Here is an 18644-nt window from a genome sequence, read left to right as displayed (position 1 = left end):
GTCCCGAGGCTCGCCCCGAGCTCGCGAGGGGTGAGGAGGACGGGGTCCTCTCTCAGTTCTTGTGCAGGTCGGCGTTCAGGGCGCCCCACTCGCCGGCGCGGGGGAGGGCCTCGAGCGCGCCGCTGACGCTGTTGCGGCGGAACAGCAGGCCGCTGCGGCCCGACAGCTCGCGCGCCTTCACCACCGAGCCGTCGGGGAGGGTGACGCGGGAGCCGGCGGTCACGTAGCAGCCGGCCTCGACGACGCACCCGTCGCCGAGGGAGATGCCGACGCCGGCGTTGGCGCCCAGCAGGCAGCCGCGGCCGATCGAGACGACCTCCTTGCCGCCGCCGGAGAGGGTGCCCATGATCGACGCGCCGCCGCCGATGTCGCTGTCGGCGTCGACGACGACGCCCGCGCTGATCCGGCCCTCGACCATGGAGGGGCCCAGCGTGCCGGCGTTGTAGTTGACGAAGCCCTCGTGCATGACCGTCGTCCCCTCGGCCAGGTGCGCCCCCAGCCGCACCCGGTCGGCGTCGGCGATGCGGACGCCGGAGGGGATCACGTAGTCGACCATCCGCGGGAACTTGTCGACCCCGAAGACGGTCACGTGGCCGACGGCGGCCCGCAGTCGGTGCGCGTTGAACGTCGCGGCCTCGACCGGGCCGGCGCTGGTCCACGCCACGTTCGTGAGCAGCCCGAAGACGCCGGTCATGTCCGCGCCGTGCGGCCGGATCAGCCGGTGGGAGAGCAGGTGCAGCCGCAGCCAGACGTCGTAGGTGTCCACCGGCGGGGCGGAGAGGTCGGCGATGACGGTGCGGACGGCGACGACCTCGACGCCGCGCGCGTCGTCGGTGCGCACCAGCCCGCCGTAGTCCGGGCCGAGCTCGCCGGACAGCTCCAGCGCGCCGAGCTTCTGGGTTCCGTTCGCGGCGCCGTCGGAGGAGCCGAGCCGCGGCTCGGGGTACCAGACGTCGAGGACCGTGCCCGAGCGGGTCACGGTGGCGAGGCCTGCGGCGACGGCGGAGCGGGGAGCGTCGGTCACGAGGGACGACGGTACCGTCGAAGGACCCCGCTCCCCTCACCCCTCGCGAGCTCGGGGCGAGCCTCTGAGCGGGGCCGTAGGCTCGGGAGCCGTGAGCGAGCAGCCCGTGCTGGACCTGTCGGCCGACGTCCTCACGCTCACCCGCGCCCTGGTCGACGCCCCGTCGGTGTCCGGCGAGGAGGCCGCGCTGGCCGACGCCGTCGAGGCCGCGCTGCGGGCACTGGGCGGCCTGGAGGTCGAGCGGGTCGGCGACTCGGTCCTCGCCCGCACGAACCTCGGCCGGCCGACCCGCGTCGTGCTCGCCGGTCACCTGGACACGGTGCCCATCGCCGACAACGTGCCCAGCCGGCTCGACGGCGACCGGCTGTACGGCTGCGGCACCAGCGACATGAAGTCCGGCGACGCGGTGATCCTGCGGCTGGCCGCCCGCTTCGGCGTGCCCGGCGCCGAGCCCGCGCACGACCTGACCTTCGTCCTCTACGACAACGAGGAGGTCGAGGCCGTGAAGAACGGCCTCGGCCGGGTCGCCCGCGAGCGCCGCGGCTGGCTCTACGGCGACCTGGCGATCCTGCTCGAGCCGACCGACGGCGAGATCGAGGCCGGTTGCCAGGGCACGCTGCGGGCGGTGCTGGAGGTCCGCGGCCGGCGCGCGCACAGCGCCCGCAGCTGGCTCGGGGTCAACGCCGTGCACGGCGCCGCCGGGATCCTGGCGACCCTGGCCGCGTACGAGGCGCGCGAGGTCGACATCGACGGCTGCCTCTACCGCGAGGGCCTCAACGCCGTGCGGATCGAGGGCGGGGTCGCCGGCAACGTGATCCCGGACGAGTGCCGGGTGACGGTGAACTTCCGCTACGCGCCCGACCGGGACGAGGACGCCGCCGAGGCCCACGTCCGCGAGGTGTTCGCCGACGCGCTGGCGGCCGGGGCCACGCTGACCGTCGTCGACAACGCCGGCGGCGCGCTCCCGGGGCTGGCCGAGCCGGCCGCGGCCGGCTTCGTCGCCGCCGTCGGCCGGCCGGCCCGGGCCAAGCTCGGCTGGACCGACGTCGCCCGCTTCGCCGCCTTCGGCGTCCCCGCCGTCAACTACGGGCCCGGCGACCCGCAGCTCGCGCACACCCGCGAGGAGTCGGTGCTCGTCGAGCGCCTTCAACCGGCCGAGGACGCCCTCGTCGCCTACCTGTCCACGCCCACCGCCTGAGCCGACCTCCCGAGGAGCCCTGCGCATGACCACCACGCCCGAGCCGGCCGACGGCCGCAGGCCGCGGCCGACCCGTCACCGCGGGCCGGTGATGTTGCGCGGCGGCGAACCGGACCCCAAGACGATCGGGACGACGACCGACCAGCGGCTGCTCGACCGCCGCGGTCAGACGGACTGGGTGCACACCGACCCGTGGCGCGTGCTGCGCATCCAGAGCGAGTTCGTCGAGGGCTTCGGGCTGCTCGCCGAGCTGCCCAAGGCGGTCAGCGTCTTCGGCAGCGCCCGCACCCGGCCCGAGGACCCGTACTACGCGGCCGGCGTGGAGATCGGCGCCGCGCTGGCCCGCGCCGGCTACGCCGTCATCACCGGCGGTGGGCCGGGCGCGATGGAGGCGGCCAACCGCGGGGCGTCGGAGGCCGGGGGGCTGTCGGTCGGCCTGGGCATCGAGCTGCCGTTCGAGCAGGAGCTCAACGAGTGGGTCGACGTCGGCATCGCGTTCCGCTACTTCTTCGTCCGCAAGACGATGTTCGTGAAGTACGCGCAGGCCTTCGTCATCCTCCCCGGCGGGTTCGGCACGCTCGACGAGCTGTTCGAGGCGCTGACCCTGGTGCAGACCCGCAAGGTCACCCGCTTCCCGGTGGTGCTCTACGGCACCGCGTACTGGTCGGGGCTGCTCGAGTGGATCCGGGCGACGATGGTGCCCGCCGGCACGATCAGCCCTGCCGACCTGGACCTGATCACGCTCACCGACGACGTCGAGGAGGTGCTGGCCGTCATCCGTGAGGCGGAGGCGATGCGCGAGTCCGGCGACGGCGGCGGCGGGATGCGCGCGCCACTGCCGGCGGGCCCGGTCGACGACTGACGTGCTGTCGGTCCTGGTCTTCGTCGTCAGCGTCCTGCTGGTCGGCGGGCTGCTGTTCCTGCTCGGGTCGCTGCTGCTGGGCCGCGGCGAGACCCAGCCGCCCGCGGAGCTGGACCGCTCGCCGGTCGAGCTGCCCGCCGACCGGCCGGTCACCGGCGACGACGTGCGCGCCCTGCGCGTCTCGGTCACGGTGCGCGGCTACCGGATGACCGAGGTCGACTGGCTGCTGGACCAGCTGGCCGTCGCGCTCGAGGAGCGTGACGCGGAGATCGCCGCGCTGCGGGCCCGGGCCGACGGCGGGGCGGGCGGCGGCGACCGGCCGGCGCCCGCCCCCGACCCCGCCGACGACCCGGCCGACGACCCGGCCGACGACCCGGTGCACGACACCGCCCCGAGCGGGAACGGAGCAGGCCCCGGTGCGTGAGCTGACCGAGCGGATCGACGTCGACGCGCCCCCGGAGCGGGTGTGGGCGGCGCTGGTGGACTGGACGCGCCAGGGCGAGTGGATGCTCGCCACGGACGTCGAGGTGGTGGGGGAGCAGGCCGAGGGCGTACGGACCCGGCTGGCCGCCCGCACCGGGCTCAAGCTGCCGGGCCGGCGCCGGCACCTCGGTGTCCTGGACACGATGGTCGTCACCGAGTGGGACCCGCCGCGCCGGGTCGTCGTGCAGCACACCGGCCGGATCGTGCGCGGGCCGGGCATCTTCGAGGTCGAGCCGCGCGGCGAGCACTCGACGTTCGTGTGGACCGAGCAGCTGTGGCTGCCCTTCGGGCCGCTCGGGGTGGCCGGCTGGCCGCTCGTGAAGCCGTTCGTCGTCCTCGGCGTGCGGCTGTCGCTGCGCCGGTTCGCAGCCTTCGCCCGCACGTACCCCGGCTGCTGAGACACCTTGTCGCCCTCACCGCTCCCGAGCTCGCGGCGAGCCTCTGGACAGGGCGCCGACGCGGTCCGCGCCGAGCTGGCCGCGCTCGCCGACCCCGACCGGGCCGAGGGCATGGCGCGGTACTTCCAGGCCCGGCCGGGCGGCTACGGCGAGGGCGACCGGTTCCTCGGGATCGCCGTCCCGCCGCAGCGGGCGGTCGCGGAGCGGCACGCCGCGACGACGTCCCTGGCCGACTGCCACGAGCTGCTGGGCAGCCCCTGGCACGAGGAGCGGCTGACCGCGCTGTTCCTCCTGGTGCGCCGCTTCGAACGGGCGGACGACGACGAGCGGGCGCGGGTCGTCGAGCTGTACCTGGCCCGCCGCGACCGGGTGGACAACTGGGACCTGGTCGACGCCTCGGCGCCGTACCTGCTCGGGCCCTGGCTGCTCGACCGCGACGACTCGCTGCTCGACGAGCTGGCCGGCTCCTTCTCGCTGTGGGACCGCCGGATCGCGGTGATGGCGACCTTCGCCGGCATCCGGGCCGGGCGCTTCGAGGCCACGCTGCGGCTGGCCGACCGGCTGCTCGGCGACCCCGAGGACCTCGTCCACAAGGCCGTGGGCTGGATGCTGCGCGAGGTCGGCAACCGCGACCTCGCCTGCGCCGAGACGTTCCTCGCGCCGCGGTACCGGCGGATGCCGCGCACGATGCTCCGGTACGCCGTCGAGCGGTTCCCGGCCGAGCGGCGCCGCGACTACCTCGCCGGCAGGGCCTGACCGCCTGACTTGACCCGGCCCCAGGGGCCGGCCGGAGGGTCGGGGGCATGCCCGGGGACATGGACGCACCACTGCTGCGGGCCGGGGAGTTCCTCCGCCGCACCCGCCTCTCGCCGAAGGCGCTGCGCCTGTACGTCGCGCAGGGCCTGCTGCCGCCCGCCCACGTGGACCCGGTCAGCGGCTACCGCTCGTGGTCGGCCGACCAGGTCGAGCGCGCCCGCGTCGTCGTCCTGCTGCGGCAGGCCGGCATGCCGCTGGCCCGGGTGCGCGCCGTCGTCGACCTCGACCCGGCGGCACGCGCGGCGGCGGTCCGGCTCTGGTGGGCCGGGGAGGCCGGGGTGCACGCCCGCCGTGCCGCGGTGGTCGCCCACGTGACCAGGGGGACCGACGAGGAGGAGACGACCGTGCACGACGTGGAGCTCAGGGACGTGCCGGAGCTGAAGCTGCTGACCGCGGAGCGGCGGCTGACCGTGGGCGAGCTGTCCGACTTCATCGGCGCCGCCCGGCGGGAGATCACCGCGGCGGTGGAGGCCGCCGGGGGAGCCGTGGCCGGGCCGGTGCGGGTCGTCTACCACGGCATGGTGACCGAGGACAGCGACGGACCGGTCGAGGTCGCCGTCCCCTTCACCGGGTCGGTGGAGCCGGTGGCGGAGCTGCGGGTGCGGCTGCAGGCCGCGCGGCGGGAGGCGGTGACCGGGCTGACCCGCGACCGGGCGGAGTTCCCCGGGATCCTCGGCGCCTACGACGCCGTGGCCCGGTGGGCCGACGCGGCGGGGCTGCAGCGCGCGGGGAGCCCCGCGGAGGTCTACCTGACCGACCGGTCGGCGCCCGACGACGGCCGCACCCACGTCGAGGTGGCCTGGCCGGTGCGCTGAGCGGGTCTACGCCCGGCTGAGGGCCAGCCGGGCGCCGAAGCCGAGCAGCGCGCAGCCGGTGAGCGCGTCCAGCGCGCGGCGCACCGGGCGCCGGGTGAGCACCGCCCGCGCACGGTGCAACCCGGCGACGAGGACCAGCGACCACACCAGCCCGATCACCGCGTGGGTGAGGGCGAACGCGACGAGCACCGGCACGGCGGCGCCGGGGCCGAGGAACTGCGGCAGCACGGCCAGGTAGAAGGCGAGCACCTTCGGGTTGGTGATGTTGCTCAGGAAGCCCTGGCGCAGGCCGCGCAGGGCCGCGCCGGCCTCGGCCGGCCCGGCCAGGTCGGGGTACCGGCCGCGGACGGCGGAGCGCAGGGACTGCACGCCCAGCCAGGTCAGGTAGGCGATGCCCAGCCAGCGGATCGTCTGGAACAGCGGCTCGACCCGCACGACCACCGCCGCGAGGCCGGCCGCGGCCGCCGCTCCCTGCACGGCGTTGGAGGCGGTGATCCCCACGGCGCTCCAGGTGCCGCGGCGCCGTCCGCCGGCGAGCGTGTTGCGGACGACGACGGCGGTGTCCGGTCCTGGCACGAGGACCAGGACCGTGGCGAAGACGACGAAGGACGCGTAGCCGGACACGCCCTCAATGCTGCCGCACGAACGCGAGGGCCTCCCGGGCCAGCGCCAGGTCCGCCGCGTCGTCCGGGCCGAGGGCGACCCACTCGCGCATGGCGGCGCCGCGGCCGTTGCGGAACGGCGTCCCGGCGCCGTCGGCGAGCAGCGCCTCGACCCGCGCCCTGGGCAGCTTCAGCACGAGCGCGCCGCCGACGGCCATCGCGACGATCGACCCGTCCACCTTCAGGGCGGTCGAGCCGAACCGCCGCGGACCGCCGCCGGCACCGGGGAGCTCGACGCCGGGCTCGCCGGCGAGGGCGTCGGCGAGGGCGGTGAGGCGGCGCTCGGCGTCGTCGGTCACGGTCGTCATGATGGCGCGGTGCGCGACGTCTGCGGAGCCGGCCGGTGAGCCGGCGGGGTTGGGCCCTCTTCCTCGCCATGTCGGTGATCTGGGGCGTCCCCTACCTGCTGATCAAGGTGGCGGTGGAGGACCTGTCGCCGGTGGTCGTGGTGTTCGGCCGCTGCGTGATCGGCGCCGCGCTGCTGCTGCCGTGGACGATCGCCCGCGGTCACCTGCGCCCGGCGCTGCGGCACTGGAAGTGGCTGCTGGCGTTCACCCTGCTGGAGATGACCGGCCCGTGGCTGCTGCTGGGTTACGCCGAGCAGACGCTGTCCAGCTCCCTGACCGGGCTGCTCGTGGCGGCGGTGCCGTTCGTCGCCGCCGTCGCCGGGCGGCTGGTCGGTGACGAGCGGCTGACCCCGGTGCGCCTGGCCGGCATGGCGCTGGGCGTCGTCGGCATCGCGGTGCTGCTGGGCCTGGACGTCGGCGGCGCGGCGTGGGTGCCGCTGCTCGCCGTCGCCCTGACCGTCGTCGGCTACGGGACCGCGCCGCTGATCGTCACCCACCGGCTCGCCGACGTGCCGGGGGTGGCGGCCAGCTCGATCGCCCTGCTGGTCACTGCGGTCGTGTACGCGCCGTTCGCGCTGACCCGCCTCGACGAGGTGTCCGCAGCGCCGGGCACGGCGCTGCTGTCGGTGGCGGTGCTCGGGCTGGTCTGCACCGCGCTGGCCCTGTCGCTGTTCTTCGCGCTCATCCGCGAGGTGGGGCCGCAGCGCGCGCTGGTGATCACCTTCCTCAACCCCGCCGTCGCCGTGCTGCTCGGCGTGCTGCTGCTCGACGAGCCGTTCACCCTGGGGCTGGCGCTCGGGCTGCCGCTGGTGGTGGCCGGCTGCGTGCTGGCGACGCGCCGCAACGAGCCCCGTCCGGCGGACGAGCCGGCCGTGGAGACACCCGTCCCCTGACCGGCGCGCCGGGGGGCGCGGCCGGGCTGTGGACGACGGCGCGGGACCGTCGGCGCCCCGGGCTAGCTTGCGCGGGTGGACCGCAGCCGAGGCGCCGAGCTCACCCGATGTGCATGGGGCGACAGCGCGCCCGAGTACGTGACCTACCACGACGAGGAGTGGGGGGTGCCGCTGCGCGGGGACGACGCCCTGTTCGAGCGGCTCACCCTCGAGGCGTTCCAGTCGGGCCTGTCGTGGCTGACGATCCTGCGCAAGCGGCCGGCGTTCCGCGCCGCCTTCGCGGGCTTCTCGATCGACGCGGTGGCCGGGTTCACCGAGGAGGACCGGGCCCGGCTGCTGGCCGACGCCAGCATCGTGCGTAACCGCGCGAAGGTGGACGCCGCGATCGCCAACGCCCGCGCCGCCCAGCAGCTCCCCGGGGGCCTGTCCGAGCTGCTGTGGTCCTTCGCGCCGACCGGCCCCCGGGCGCGGCCGGCGACCCTGGCCGACGTGCCCGCCACGAGCCCCGAGTCGGTCGCCATGGCCAAGGAGCTCAAGCGGCGCGGCTTCGCCTTCGTCGGCCCGACGACGGCCTACGCGCTGATGCAGGCGACCGGGATGGTGGACGACCACGTGGCCACCTGTTTCCGGGCGGTCACCTGAACGGCGTCCCCGTGTTGGTCTCGTGGGCGGGATACGGGATCATGGGCACAGCTCACTGCACTGGGAGGAGCCACACCGTCGCCACAGAGGGGACGGGTGGCCGGCGAAGGAGGCACGCATGGCGGCCATGAAGCCGCGCACGGGTGAAGGTCCCCTGGAGGTCACCAAGGAGGGGCGCGGCCTGGTCATGCGCGTACCGCTCGAGGGCGGCGGGCGTCTCGTCGTCGAGCTGTCGCCCGACGAGGCGACGGCGCTCTCGGAGGCCCTGAAGGGCGCGACCAGCTGATCGCCGCGGCGAGCCTGCCCACGGGCAGCCCCGCACCGGACGACGTGGCCCCGGCCGACGGCAGCACGCCGGCGACCGGGGCCGCGCCGTTCCCACGGGTCGACCTCCTCCGCGCCGTCCCCGCCCTCGGGGAGGACGACGTCCTCGCCGTGCCGGTCGGGGCCCGCGGTGCCCTCCCGGCCTGGCTGACCGCGCCGGAGCCGGGCCGGGCCGCGCCCGTGCCCGCCGAGCTGCTGGCCGGCGCCCTGCGCGACACCGGCAACAACGGCTCGACCGGGAAGACCACCAACCTGCCGGTGCCCGGGCGGCACCCGCGCAGCGTCGTCGCCGTCGGTCTCGGCGCCGGGACGCTGCCCGACCTGCGCTCCTACGTGGCCACCGCCGTGCGCCGCGCGCAGATGCTCGCCGAGCACGGTGCCCGGCGGCTCGTCCTGCCGCTGGACGGGCCGGCCCCGGCCGGCGCCGACGAGGTGCGGGCCGCGGTCGAGGCCGTCGTCCTGGCCGGCTACCGCTTCCGCGACACCAGCAGGCCGCACCCGCCCCGGCTGGCCGAGGTGACCGTGGTCGCCGCCGCCGCCGGGGACCCGGCCGTGGCCGCCGCCGCCCGCGCCGGGCGGGTCACCGCGGAGGCGGTGGCGTGGGCCCGCGACCTGGTCAACACCCCCGGCAACACCAAGAGCCCGGCGTGGCTCGCCGCCCAGGCCCGGCAGCGCCTCGCCGGGCTCCCGCACGTCACCGTCACCGTGCTGGGCCCCGACGAGCTGCGCGCCGGTGGCTTCGGCGGCGTCCTCGCGGTCGGCGGCGGCTCGGCCGCCCCGCCCCGCGTCGTGGTCGCCACGTACCGCCCGCCGGGCGCCCCCGGCGCGCACCCGGTCCTGGTCGGCAAGGGCATCACCTTCGACACCGGGGGCCTGTCGATCAAGACGAACGCGGGCATGCGCGAGATGAAGACCGACATGGCCGGCGGCGCCGCCGTCCTGGCCGCGCTCGACGCCGCGGCCCGGCTGGAGCTCCCGGGGGCCGTGACCGCCGTCGTCCCGGCGGCGGAGAACGCCGTCTCCGGGTCCTCCTACCGGCCCGGCGACGTCGTCCGGCACGTCGGCGGCCGGACCACCGAGGTGCGCAACACCGACGCCGAGGGCCGCATGGTGCTCGCCGACGCGCTCGCCCACGCCCGGCTGGAGCTGGGGGCCACGGTGCTCGTCGACGTCGCCACCCTCACCGGCGCGATGAAGACCGCCCTCGGCGCCCGGACGGCGGGGCTGTACGCCACCACCGACGGCCTCGCCGGTGCGCTCGCGACCGCGGCCGGTCACGCCGGCGAGCGCGTCTGGCGGATGCCGCTGGGCGAGGAGTACGCCGAGGCGCTGGAGAGCCCCGTCGCCGACGCCAACAACGCGCCCGGCAACCCCGGCGGCACCACCGCGGCGCTGTTCCTCCGGCCCTTCGCCGGCGACCTGCCGTGGGCGCACCTGGACATCGCCGGGCCCGCCCGCGCCGGCTCCGACGACGCCGAGGTGGTCAAGGGCGGCACCGGCTACGGCGCCCGCCTGCTGCTCCGCTGGCTCGAGGCCGGCGCCCCGGTCGACCCGATCCCGACGGGAGTGGACTGAATGGCCGACGACAGCGGCGTCGTCTTCCCCGCCGGACCCGACGGCCGGCGCAGCACCGCCGCCGTGGGCCGGGCGGTCGTCGCCGACGCGCTGCGCCCCGTCGACCCGCCCGGCGCCCGCGCCGCCGAGCAGGAGACCAACTGGCGCGCCGGCTACCTCGTGCACTTCCGCCGCCTCGTCGAGGCCGGCCTCGGGGACGCGCCGGCGGCCCGCACCGTCGCCGCGGCGGGCCTGACCTCGCTGCACGACCGCATGCGCGTCCTGGCCGACGGCGAGGAACGGCCACTGGCCACCCTGCGCACCGCGCCGGCGCAGCGGGCGCTGCGGACCGTCGCGGTGTCCGGCGGCGCGGAGCCCGAGCGCGAGCTGTCCCTGCCGTTCCGCGGCGGCCGCCTCCGGGGCGACGACCTGGCCCGCCGGCTCGACGCCTGGGTGGCCTGCGGCGCGATGGAGCCCTCGGCCGCCGAGGCGGTCCGCACCGTCGCCGCCCACCCCGAGTGGCTGGCGCTCCCCGGCCGGACCGTCGTCGTGCTGGGGGCCGGCGCGGAGATGGGGCCGCTGACCGCGCTGCTGCGCTGGGGCGCCCGGGTGGCCGGGGTCGACCTGCCGCGTGCCCCGCTGTGGCGCCGGGTGCTGGAGACCGCCGGCCGCGGCGCCGGGAGCCTGCTCGTCCCGGTCGGCGACGGCGCGGACGACGCCGACCTCGCTCCGGCCGCCGGCGTCGACCTGGTCGGCGACGTGCCCGCCGTCGCCGAGTGGGCGGCCGGCCTGCCCGGTGACCTGGTGCTGGGCAACTACGTCTACGCCGACGGTGCCGACAACGTCCGGGTCTCCACCGCCGTCGACGCGCTGACCCTGCGCCTCCAGCAGGAGCACCCGGGCCTGGCGCTGGCCTTCCTCGCCACGCCGACCGACGTCTTCGCCGTCCCGCCCGAGGCCGTGGAGCACTCCGTGCGCGCCTACACCGGCCGGTCCCGGACGGCGAAGCTGCTGGTCCGCCCGCTGCGCACGGTCACCGCGGGCCGGCTGCTGCAGCGCGGCTACGTGCCCGGCGCGGACCCGGGCGTCAACGACAGCCTGGTCCCGCAGCAGGGCCCCAACTACGCGCTGGCCAAGCGGCTGCAACGCTGGCGGGCGACGACCGCCCGGGCGGCCGGCACCACGGTCTCGATGAACGTCGCGCCGCCGACCCGCACCCGGTCGGTGGTGAAGAACCGGGCGCTGGCCGCGGCCTACGCCGGTGCCCACCGATTCGGCGTCGAGGTGTTCGAGCCGGCCACGTCGAACGTCCTCATGGCCGCGCTGCTGGTGCACGACCTGCACACCGGCGGCGGGCCGCGGCACGAGCACCCGTGGCAGGACGAGGCGCACGCCGCCGTGCACGGCGGGCTGTGGCGGACGGCGTACGCGCCGCGCAGCGCGCTCGGGCTCGCCGCCGTCCTCGGTCTGGGTGCGGCCCGGGGCTGAGCCGGCTCACTCGCCGGTGGTGCCGTCGACCGCCTCCCGGAGCAGGTCGGCGTGGCCGTTGTGCCGCGCGGTCTCCTCGACCAGGTGCAGCAGCATCCAGCGCAGGCTGAACCGCCCGCCGTCGCGCAGCGGGGTCGCCGACAGCGCCTCCAGGTCACCGGTCGCGGCGACCACCTCGTCGGTGCGCCGGCAGGCCAGGCGGTAGCGCTCGCGCAGCTCCTCGGGCTCGAGCTCCCGCGCGGCCGCGAACTCCCAGTCCGGGGTCGCGCCCCAGTCGACCCCGGCCCACGGCTCGGGCACCGGCCGGCCGCTGAAGTCCTCCACCGACCACGACTCCTCGACCAGCGCCAGGTGGTACAGCAGCCCGGCCAGCGTCAGCGACGACGGGGGCAGCGTCCGGCCCAGCTGCTCGCGCGAGAGCCCCTCGGTCTTCAGCAGCAGCGTCTCCCGCTGGTAGGCGAGGAAGCCGGTCAGCTGGGCGGTCTCGGACGCGTTCTCCGGCGGGTCGGTGCGCACGACGGCGACCCTCGCACCCGCCGCTGACACCGCGCACCCCGGCCGTGCCGGCGCCGTGTGTGCCGAGTGCGGGGAGCATTTCGCGCGCGAAGCGCTCTCAGGCCGGGCCGACGAGGCCGGCCACGATCTCGGCCGACAGCGTCACCAGCGGCAGCCCGCCGCCGGGGTGGGCCGAGCCGCCCACGAGGAACAGGCCCGGCACCGGCCCGCGGTTGCCCGGCCGCAGGAACGCCGCGCGGGCGCCGTTGCTCGACGTGCCGTAGATCGAGCCGCCGACGCTGCCGGTCTCCCGCTCGAGGTCGGCAGGCGTGCGGACGACGCGCCACCGGACGCGGTCGCGCACGTCCAGCCCCCGCCGGGCCATCACCTGCAGCACCTCGTCGGCGTAGCGGTCGGCCAGCCCGGGGGAGTCCCAGTCGACGCCCGCGGCCGGGTCGTGCCGCGGGGCGTTGACCAGCACGAACCACGACTCGGAGTCGTCGTCCGGGCGGGTCGCGGGGTCGTCGGGCGCGCTGACGTACACCGTCGGGTCCTCGACCGGCCGGGGGGCGCCCCGGTGCCGGCCGACCCCGAACACCGCGTCGAACTCGGCGTCGTAGTCGCCGGGGAACAGCACCGTGTGGTGGGCGAGCCCCGGCGTGCGGCCGCGCAGCGCCAGCAGCAGCACGAACCCGGACAGGGACGGCGTGCTGCGGGCCAGGGCACGGCGCACCGGCCGGGTGGGCGGGGACGGGGGGAGCAGGTCCCGGTACAGCGCGGCGGCGTCGGCCCCGGAGACGACGACGTCGGCGCGCACCACCTCGCCACCGGCCAGCCGCACCCCCGCCGTCCGGCCGCCCTCGACCAGCACCCGCTCGACCGCGGCCCCGGTGCGAAGGCGGGCCCCGCGCTGCGCCGCGCGGTCGGCCACGGCCACGGCCAGCCGGTGCAGGCCGCCGCGGACGTACCAGGAGCCGAAGGCCTGCTCGGCGTACGGCACGGTGGCCAGCACCGCGGGCGCCCGGCGCGGGTCGGAGCCGGAGTAGGTGGCGTAGCGGTCGAGCAGCACGCGCAGCCGGGGGTCGCGCAGGTGCGACCGGCCCAGCCCGCGCAGGGTGCGCCACGGCGCCACGGTCACGACGTCGCGGCCGCTGCGAGCCAGCCGCGCCAGCGTGGCGGCGCCGGCCAGGGGCGAGCGCAGGAACGGCTGCTCGGTGACCTCCCACATCCGGGCGGCGCGGGTCAGGAGCCCGGCCCACTGCGCGCCGGCGCCCGTCCCGAGTGCCGCGTCCAGCGCCCCGGGGACCTCGCCGGCGGTGCCGGGCAGCGCCAGGCGGGTGCCGTCGGCGAAGCGGTAGGCCACCGCGGGGTCGAGCCGGACGAGGTCGACCGACTCGTCCAGCGGCGCGCCGGTGGCGGAGAAGAGGTCGCGGTACACCTGCGGCAGCGTGACCAGGCTGGGTCCGGTGTCGAAGGCGTACCCGTCCCGGGCGTACCAGCCCAGCTTGCCGCCCACCGCGGACCCCCGCTCGAGCACGGTGACCTCGTGCCCCAGGGCCGCCAGCCGGGCCGCGGCCGCCAGGCCACCCAGTCCGGCGCCCACCACCGCAACCCGCGCCACGGCCGCCACGGTAGGCGCCGGGACGGACCCGTTCGGGGGACGGGTCGTTTCACCTGTGAAGTGGTCCGGGTAGCGGCGGGACACCGGGTGAGCCCAGCCCGACGGCGCAGTGCCCGGGGGGAGGGACTGACGTGGTGATCCGGACGAGGACCGGCGCCGCGGCCGTCGTCGCGGCCGCCGCGCTGAGCGGGTGCGCCGGCATGCAGGAGCCCGAGGTGGAGGACGTCGCCACGGCCTTCGCCGATCCCGGCGGGGACCCGGTGGAGCGGTGCGACCTGCTCGCCGAGGCCACCCGGGCGGCGCTGGAGTCCGGCGGGTCCGCGCCGTGCCCGGAGGTCATCGGCGACCTGCCCCTGGCCGCCGGCACCGTCGAGTCGGTGGAGGTCTGGGGCGGCGACGCCCAGGTGCGCACGAGCGAGGACACGCTGTTCCTCACCGAGACCCCCGACGGCTGGCGCGTCTCCGCCGCCGCCTGCGAACCGCGCGGGGAGGCGCCGTACGACTGCGAGGTGGAGGGGCCGTGAGGGGTGTGCACCGGCTGTACGTCGCCTACCTGACGGTGATCCTGCTCGGGATCGCCTACGTCACCCTGCTGGGGCTGATGGGGCGATGACCGAGGAGCGCGGCTTCGTGAGGGACAACGCCCTCGGCCTGGCCTTCGGCGGGCTCTTCGTCGTGACGCTGGTGGGCCAGGCGATCGCCGGGACCGCGCAGTACAACGACCAGCAGGTGACCAACGGCCGCGAGCCGGTCTCCCTCCTGGACTACGTCACCTCGTCGTCCTTCGGGGTCGACGTCATGGAGAACTGGCAGTCGGAGTACCTGCAGTTCTTCCTCTACATCTTCGCCACGGTGTGGCTGGTCCAGCGCGGGTCCCCGGAGTCGAAGGAGCCCGGGGACGAGGGCATGGAGTCCGATCGCGAGCAGCTGGTGGGCGAGCACGCCCACCGCTGGTCCCCGGCGTGGGTGCGTGCCGGCGGCTGGCGGACGACGCTGTTCTCCCGGTCGCTCGGGCTGGTGATGGGCGCGCTCTTCCTGCTCACCTGGGCGGCGTCCTCGGTGGCCGGCTGGGCCGCGTACAACAGCGAGCAGCTGGCCGAGGAGCAGGACCCCGAGAGCTGGCTGGGCTACCTCGGGGAGGCGGACTTCTGGAACCGGTCCTTCCAGAACTGGCAGTCGGAGATGCTCGCCGTGGGCTCGATGGTGGTGTTCTCCGTCTACCTGCGTCAGCGCGGGTCCCCGGAGTCCAAGCCGGTCGGGGCCGCGCACGCCGACACGGGCGCGACCGGGTGAGTCAGGCGGGGACGGTGATCGCCAGGACCGCGAGGTCGTCGGCCTCGAACCGCGAGCCGGCGGCCCGGTCGGCCACCGCGGTGGCGATCGTCCCGGCGATGCAGGCGGCCGAGTGCGGGCCGGGCCGGGTCAGCAGGCGGACCAGCCCGTCCTCGCCGAACTGCACGCCGTCGGCGTCACGCGACTCGGTGACTCCGTCGGTGTAGAGCACCAGCGAGGAGCCGGGTCCCAGCTCCAACGGCACCGACGTGAAGCCGGCGCCGTCGCCCACGCCCAGGGGCCGGCCGACCACGCCGACCTCCTCCCACCCCCCGGCACGGCGCAGCAGCGGCCGCGGGTGCCCGGCGACGGCGATCCGGCCGTGCACTGGGCCGTCGCCGGTCTCCAGCACCAGGCAGACCGCGGTGACGAACCGGAGCGGGCCCGCGCCCTGCTCGTGCACCAGCGCGGCCGAGACGGCGGCGAGCACCTCGGCCGGGTCGCCGGAGCTCGCCGCGGCCGCGCGGGCGGTGTGCCGGGTCAGCGCGGTCACGGCCGCGGCCTCCGCGCCGGTGCCGCAGACGTCGGCGATCAGCACCATCCAGCGCCCGTCGGGCAGCGGGACGACGTCGTAGGTGTCCCCGCCGACGAGCGCGGACCCGCCGCCGGGCCGGTACTCGGCGGCCAGCTCGAGGCCGGGCACGGTCGGCAGCGTGGAGGGGAGCAGGCTGCGCTGGAGGGTGTCGGCGAGGTCGCGGACCTCCGACTCGGCGCGCAGCCGGCCGAGGAACTGGCCGATCTGCCGGCCGGCGTGGGCGAGGACGTCCAGCAGCTCCGGGGGCACCGGGCGGGGCTCGCGGGTGAACAGCTCGCAGACGCCCAGCAGCGTGCCGCCGCGCAGCACCGGGAACGCGACGCCGGTGCGGAAGCCGGCCGCACGCGCGGCGGTGGCGCCGTGGGTCGGGGGCGCCGCCTGCAGGTCCTCGATCGCGACGGGCGCCTGCCGGCGCCAGGTCAGGCCGGGCAGCCCCTGCCCGCGGAGGAAGGTCAGCGGCAGCTTGGCCGCGTGGAGGGCGGCCACGTCCACGCCCGGGATCGCCCAGATGCCGCCGTAGGTCAGCCGCTGGCCGGTCGGGTCGGGCGCCCAGAAGGTCGCGCAGTCCCAGTCCAGCTCGGCGCAGAGGCTGGGCAGCAGCCGCTGGAAGGCGACGTCGGCGTCGGGGGCCTCGGTCAGCGCCGCGGTGACCCGGAGCGTCGCCGCCAGGTACCGGCTCACCTGCAGCTGGCGCTCGAGCAGGATCGTGGCGCTCGCGTCGCGCAACACGGCGACGACGACGGCGCCGTCGGGGTCGTCGGTCGCGCCGGGCGTCAACCTCGACAGGGTCAGGTCGATCGGGATCTCCCGGCCGCCGGCGTGCAGCGCGGGCACCCGCGTGGTCGAGCCGACCAGCTTGCCCTCGCCGGTCCGGCGGAAGCGCGCGAAGCCCTCACCGTGCCCGTTCCGGTAGCGCTCGGGCATGAGGACCGTCAGCGACCGGCCGACGAGGCTCTCCGGCCGGTGGCCCAGCAGACCGGAGACCGCTGCGTTGACGTAGGCGATCCGGCCCGCGCCGTCGGCGACGACCACGGTGTCCGGGAGGGAGGCCAGCAGCGCCGCGGCGGGCACGCCGGCGGAGGTCTCGAGCACCGTGCCTCCCCGCTGACGGCCCTGTGCTGTCGCCCCAGGGTCGCACATGCCCGTACCGGCACCGGACGGTCCCGCCCCGCCGGCCGCCGCGTCGACCGGGTCGGCGCTCAGAACGCGTACCGCACGCGCAGCCAGGGCGCGTGGTGGGCGATGAGCTCCTGCAGGCGCTCGACGCCCTCCCGCTTCACGCCGTTGCGGTAGCGCACGTTCCACTGCCCGTTCTGGCTGCGCTTGGGCTGCTGCAGGTCCGGGCGCCACAGCAGGTCCTCGGCCCTGGGGTGCCAGCCGAGGTTGACCTCGTGCAGGTCGCGGTTGTGGGTCAGCATGATCACCTCGGCCGCGGCCTGCGCCTTGGCGGCGGGCCCGAGCTCGTCGTCGAGCCGCCGCAGCAGCTCGGCCCAGTCGGCCTCCCAGCCCTCGCGCAGCACGACGGGGGAGAGGTTGAGGTGCACCTCGTAGCCGGCGGCCACGAAGTCGTCGACGGCGGCGATGCGCTCGGCGATCCGGCTGGTGCGGACGTCGACCACCTTGGAGTCGGCGTCGGGCATGAGGGAGAACCGGACGCGGGTGCGGCCCTGCGGGTCGAGGTCGAGCAGCTGCCGGTTGACGTGCTTGGTGGCGAAGGAGGCCTTGGCCGTGGGCAGCTCGCGGAAGGTGGCGACGAGGTCGGCGACGTTGTCGCTGACCAGCGCGTCGACCGAGCAGTCGCTGTTCTCCCCGATGTCGTAGACCCACGACTCCGGGTCGCACTGGTCCGGCTCGGTCTTGGGGCCCTGCCGGGCGACGTGCCGGCGCAGGTATCCGGTGATCTGCTCGATGTTGGTGAAGACGGTGATCGGGTTGGCGTAGCCCTTGCGCCGGGGCACGTAGCAGTAGGCGCAGGCCATCGCGCAGCCGTTCGCCGTCGACGGGGCGATCCAGTTCGACGACCGGCTGTTCGGGCGGGCCGACAGCGACTTCTTGACGCCGAGGACCAGCGTCTCGGTCTTCACCCGCACCCAGCGGTCGACGTTGCCGGCGTTGCCGTGCAGCTCGGGGATCTGCCAGTGCGAGGGCACCTCGACCACCTCGGCGCCGGGGAAGCGCTCGAGGACCTCGCGGCCGCGGGCGGAGTCGAGGGCGGCGGGCTCGGCGTAGATCTGGCGGACGTCGAGCAGGCGGGTCGGGGAGGTCGGGCGGGGAAGGTGGGCGGGCGACGACGGGGTGGCGGTCTCCACGAGCGGTACAGCGGTGCCGGGACGGCGGCTGTTCCGCACGGGGCTGCGCGGATCGGCACACCGCGCACGGGAATGGACGGTCAGTCGTCCGCGTCGTCGGGACGCCCCAGCGCGGTCGGTCGCAGGGAGCCGGAGAGCAGGTCGGCGGCGATGTCGTCGACCGGCCGGCCGCTGGCGTAGGCCGCGGCCCGCAGCAGGTCGAGGGCGCCGCGGGTGTCGGTGGCGTGGGCGACGCTGAGCTGGCCCAGCGCCTCCCACACCAGCGACCGGCGCCGGGCGGCCGGGGTGCGCAGCCACTCGGGGCCGTGCGCCGGCTCCCAGTCCGACCAGACGGCGGCCTCGCTGAGCGCGGAGGTGACCAGGGCGCCGACCGCCATCGCCTCGAAGACCGGCAGCCGCGGGACGGCGGACTCGTCGGTGAAGTAGAGGTCGATGGCGATGTTGCCGGCCAGCGACAGCGGCAGGGGCAGGGCCACCACCCCGCAGTAGGGCGTGCGGCTGAACAGGAGCTCGGCGAAGGGCAGCCAGCGCCGGCGCAGGTCGTCGGCCATGGCGAACACCGGCTCGCCGCCGAGGTGGGCGGCCAGGCAGGGGCCGGTGCCGACGGTGAACTGCAGGCGCTCGGCCGTGGCGGCGTCGTCCGAGCTCGCGCCGAGGGGCAGCCGGCGCCCGGAGCCGTCCTCGACGCTGAGCCCGGCGCCGTCCACCGGCAGGGTCTGCGCGCAGGCCCGCATGAGGCGCACGGGCAGCAGCTCCGGGCCGGCCAGGCCCGGCTGCTCGGCCCGCTCGAGCGCCGCGCCGAAGCGCTCCGCGATGGATGGCATCCCGGTGGGGTGCCCGATCGCG

At 76.4% G+C, this 18644-nt stretch carries 21 protein-coding genes; 13 read left to right on the top strand and 8 right to left on the bottom strand.

Annotated elements, in window-relative coordinates:
• Window positions 1-52 precede the first annotated feature (52 nt).
• Window positions 53-1024 (bottom strand): 2,3,4,5-tetrahydropyridine-2,6-dicarboxylate N-succinyltransferase, encoded by a 972-nt coding sequence (gene dapD / locus ACI8AX_RS15955; RefSeq protein WP_456550820.1) that lies wholly within the window; start codon window positions 1022-1024, stop codon window positions 53-55.
• 91 nt (window positions 1025-1115) lie between these two features.
• Between dapD and dapE the strand changes: the two genes are divergently transcribed.
• Genes dapE through ACI8AX_RS15925 form a run of 6 tightly spaced genes read left to right on the top strand, consistent with a single transcriptional unit; the run spans window position 1116 to window position 5596 of the window.
• On the top strand, window positions 1116-2222 hold the full coding sequence (dapE, locus tag ACI8AX_RS15950) for a succinyl-diaminopimelate desuccinylase (RefSeq protein ID WP_456550819.1): 1107 nt from the start codon (window positions 1116-1118) through the stop codon (window positions 2220-2222).
• Window positions 2223-2247: 25 nt separating this feature from the next.
• Window positions 2248-3084 carry an LOG family protein gene (locus tag ACI8AX_RS15945; RefSeq protein WP_456550818.1) on the top strand — a complete coding sequence of 279 codons (837 nt, stop codon included), beginning with the start codon at window positions 2248-2250 and terminating at the stop codon, window positions 3082-3084.
• Window position 3085: 1 nt separating this feature from the next.
• A complete protein-coding gene (locus tag ACI8AX_RS15940) occupies window positions 3086-3508 on the top strand; it encodes a DivIVA domain-containing protein (protein WP_456550817.1) in 423 nt (140 codons plus the stop codon).
• On the top strand, window positions 3501-3965 hold the full coding sequence (locus ACI8AX_RS15935) for an SRPBCC family protein (RefSeq protein WP_456550816.1): 465 nt from the start codon (window positions 3501-3503) through the stop codon (window positions 3963-3965). Before ACI8AX_RS15940 ends, ACI8AX_RS15935 begins: the two co-directional genes overlap by 8 nt.
• Window positions 3966-3971: 6 nt before the next feature.
• Window positions 3972-4721, top strand: a complete 750-nt coding sequence (locus tag ACI8AX_RS15930; protein ID WP_456550815.1) for a DNA alkylation repair protein — start codon at window positions 3972-3974, stop codon at window positions 4719-4721.
• Between the two features lie 59 nt (window positions 4722-4780).
• The gene (locus ACI8AX_RS15925) at window positions 4781-5596 is read left to right on the top strand and encodes a MerR family transcriptional regulator (protein WP_456550814.1); all 816 of its coding nucleotides are present in this window, start codon (window positions 4781-4783) and stop codon (window positions 5594-5596) included.
• Between the two features lie 6 nt (window positions 5597-5602).
• Here ACI8AX_RS15925 and ACI8AX_RS15920 read toward each other — a convergent pair whose 3' ends face one another.
• Window positions 5603-6220 carry a LysE family translocator gene (locus tag ACI8AX_RS15920; protein WP_456550813.1) on the bottom strand — a complete coding sequence of 206 codons (618 nt, stop codon included), beginning with the start codon at window positions 6218-6220 and terminating at the stop codon, window positions 5603-5605.
• Window positions 6221-6224: 4 nt separating this feature from the next.
• Window positions 6225-6566 carry a luciferase domain-containing protein gene (locus ACI8AX_RS15915; protein ID WP_456550812.1) on the bottom strand — a complete coding sequence of 114 codons (342 nt, stop codon included), beginning with the start codon at window positions 6564-6566 and terminating at the stop codon, window positions 6225-6227.
• Between the two features lie 35 nt (window positions 6567-6601).
• Here ACI8AX_RS15915 and ACI8AX_RS15910 point away from each other — a divergent pair, with 35 nt between their 5' ends.
• The 5 genes from ACI8AX_RS15910 to ACI8AX_RS15890 all read left to right on the top strand — a co-directional run bounded on the left by ACI8AX_RS15910 (window position 6602) and on the right by ACI8AX_RS15890 (window position 11506).
• Window positions 6602-7498, top strand: coding sequence for a DMT family transporter (locus tag ACI8AX_RS15910; RefSeq protein WP_456550811.1), 897 nt, complete (start codon window positions 6602-6604; stop codon window positions 7496-7498).
• 75 nt (window positions 7499-7573) lie between these two features.
• Window positions 7574-8140 (top strand): DNA-3-methyladenine glycosylase I, encoded by a 567-nt coding sequence (locus ACI8AX_RS15905; protein ID WP_456550810.1) that lies wholly within the window; start codon window positions 7574-7576, stop codon window positions 8138-8140.
• 118 nt (window positions 8141-8258) lie between these two features.
• Window positions 8259-8426 (top strand): DUF3117 domain-containing protein, encoded by a 168-nt coding sequence (locus ACI8AX_RS15900; RefSeq protein ID WP_081807929.1) that lies wholly within the window; start codon window positions 8259-8261, stop codon window positions 8424-8426.
• A 44-nt stretch (window positions 8427-8470) separates the two neighbouring features.
• Window positions 8471-10039 (top strand): leucyl aminopeptidase family protein, encoded by a 1569-nt coding sequence (locus tag ACI8AX_RS15895; protein ID WP_456550809.1) that lies wholly within the window; start codon window positions 8471-8473, stop codon window positions 10037-10039.
• On the top strand, window positions 10040-11506 hold the full coding sequence (locus ACI8AX_RS15890; protein ID WP_456550808.1) for a hypothetical protein: 1467 nt from the start codon (window positions 10040-10042) through the stop codon (window positions 11504-11506).
• A gap of 6 nt (window positions 11507-11512) precedes the next feature.
• On the opposite strand, the gene ACI8AX_RS15885 is transcribed toward ACI8AX_RS15890, so the two are convergent.
• On the bottom strand, window positions 11513-12022 hold the full coding sequence (locus ACI8AX_RS15885; RefSeq protein ID WP_456550807.1) for a DinB family protein: 510 nt from the start codon (window positions 12020-12022) through the stop codon (window positions 11513-11515).
• A 97-nt stretch (window positions 12023-12119) separates the two neighbouring features.
• Complete coding sequence (locus ACI8AX_RS15880) at window positions 12120-13622, bottom strand: phytoene desaturase family protein (RefSeq protein WP_456550806.1); 1503 nt, start codon at window positions 13620-13622, stop codon at window positions 12120-12122.
• Between the two features lie 134 nt (window positions 13623-13756).
• On the opposite strand from ACI8AX_RS15880, the gene ACI8AX_RS15875 reads away from it, so the two are divergent.
• Together ACI8AX_RS15875 and ACI8AX_RS15870 are read left to right on the top strand one after the other, a co-directional pair.
• The gene (locus tag ACI8AX_RS15875) at window positions 13757-14146 is read left to right on the top strand and encodes a hypothetical protein (protein ID WP_456550805.1); all 390 of its coding nucleotides are present in this window, start codon (window positions 13757-13759) and stop codon (window positions 14144-14146) included.
• A gap of 85 nt (window positions 14147-14231) precedes the next feature.
• Window positions 14232-14915: a DUF6766 family protein gene (locus ACI8AX_RS15870; RefSeq protein WP_456550804.1), complete on the top strand. Its 684-nt coding sequence runs from the start codon at window positions 14232-14234 to the stop codon at window positions 14913-14915.
• Window position 14916: 1 nt separating this feature from the next.
• Here the strand turns inward: ACI8AX_RS15870 and ACI8AX_RS15865 are convergent, their stop codons facing one another.
• The 3 genes from ACI8AX_RS15865 to ACI8AX_RS15855 form a co-directional block, all read right to left on the bottom strand.
• Window positions 14917-16581, bottom strand: coding sequence for a SpoIIE family protein phosphatase (locus ACI8AX_RS15865; RefSeq protein WP_456550803.1), 1665 nt, complete (start codon window positions 16579-16581; stop codon window positions 14917-14919).
• Between the two features lie 107 nt (window positions 16582-16688).
• On the bottom strand, window positions 16689-17798 hold the full coding sequence (locus tag ACI8AX_RS15860; RefSeq protein WP_456550802.1) for a spore photoproduct lyase family protein: 1110 nt from the start codon (window positions 17796-17798) through the stop codon (window positions 16689-16691).
• A gap of 80 nt (window positions 17799-17878) precedes the next feature.
• Window positions 17879-18622 (bottom strand): GAF domain-containing protein, encoded by a 744-nt coding sequence (locus ACI8AX_RS15855; protein WP_456550801.1) that lies wholly within the window; start codon window positions 18620-18622, stop codon window positions 17879-17881.
• Window positions 18623-18644 lie beyond the last annotated feature (22 nt).

The organism is Blastococcus sp. SYSU D00813 (genome assembly GCF_054050735.1).
This window is presented reverse-complemented; position numbering and strand designations above follow the sequence as displayed.

Coding starts and splice junctions, on each gene's coding strand:
- ACI8AX_RS15855 (WP_456550801.1), bottom strand. CDS start 18,622: ATGCCATCCATCGCGGAGCGCTTCGGCGCGGCGCTCGAGCGGGCCGAG.
- ACI8AX_RS15870 (WP_456550804.1), top strand. CDS start 14,232: ATGACCGAGGAGCGCGGCTTCGTGAGGGACAACGCCCTCGGCCTGGCC.
- ACI8AX_RS15915 (WP_456550812.1), bottom strand. CDS start 6,566: ATGACGACCGTGACCGACGACGCCGAGCGCCGCCTCACCGCCCTCGCC.
- ACI8AX_RS15945 (WP_456550818.1), top strand. CDS start 2,248: ATGACCACCACGCCCGAGCCGGCCGACGGCCGCAGGCCGCGGCCGACC.
- ACI8AX_RS15890 (WP_456550808.1), top strand. CDS start 10,040: ATGGCCGACGACAGCGGCGTCGTCTTCCCCGCCGGACCCGACGGCCGG.
- ACI8AX_RS15925 (WP_456550814.1), top strand. CDS start 4,781: ATGGACGCACCACTGCTGCGGGCCGGGGAGTTCCTCCGCCGCACCCGC.
- ACI8AX_RS15900 (WP_081807929.1), top strand. CDS start 8,259: ATGGCGGCCATGAAGCCGCGCACGGGTGAAGGTCCCCTGGAGGTCACC.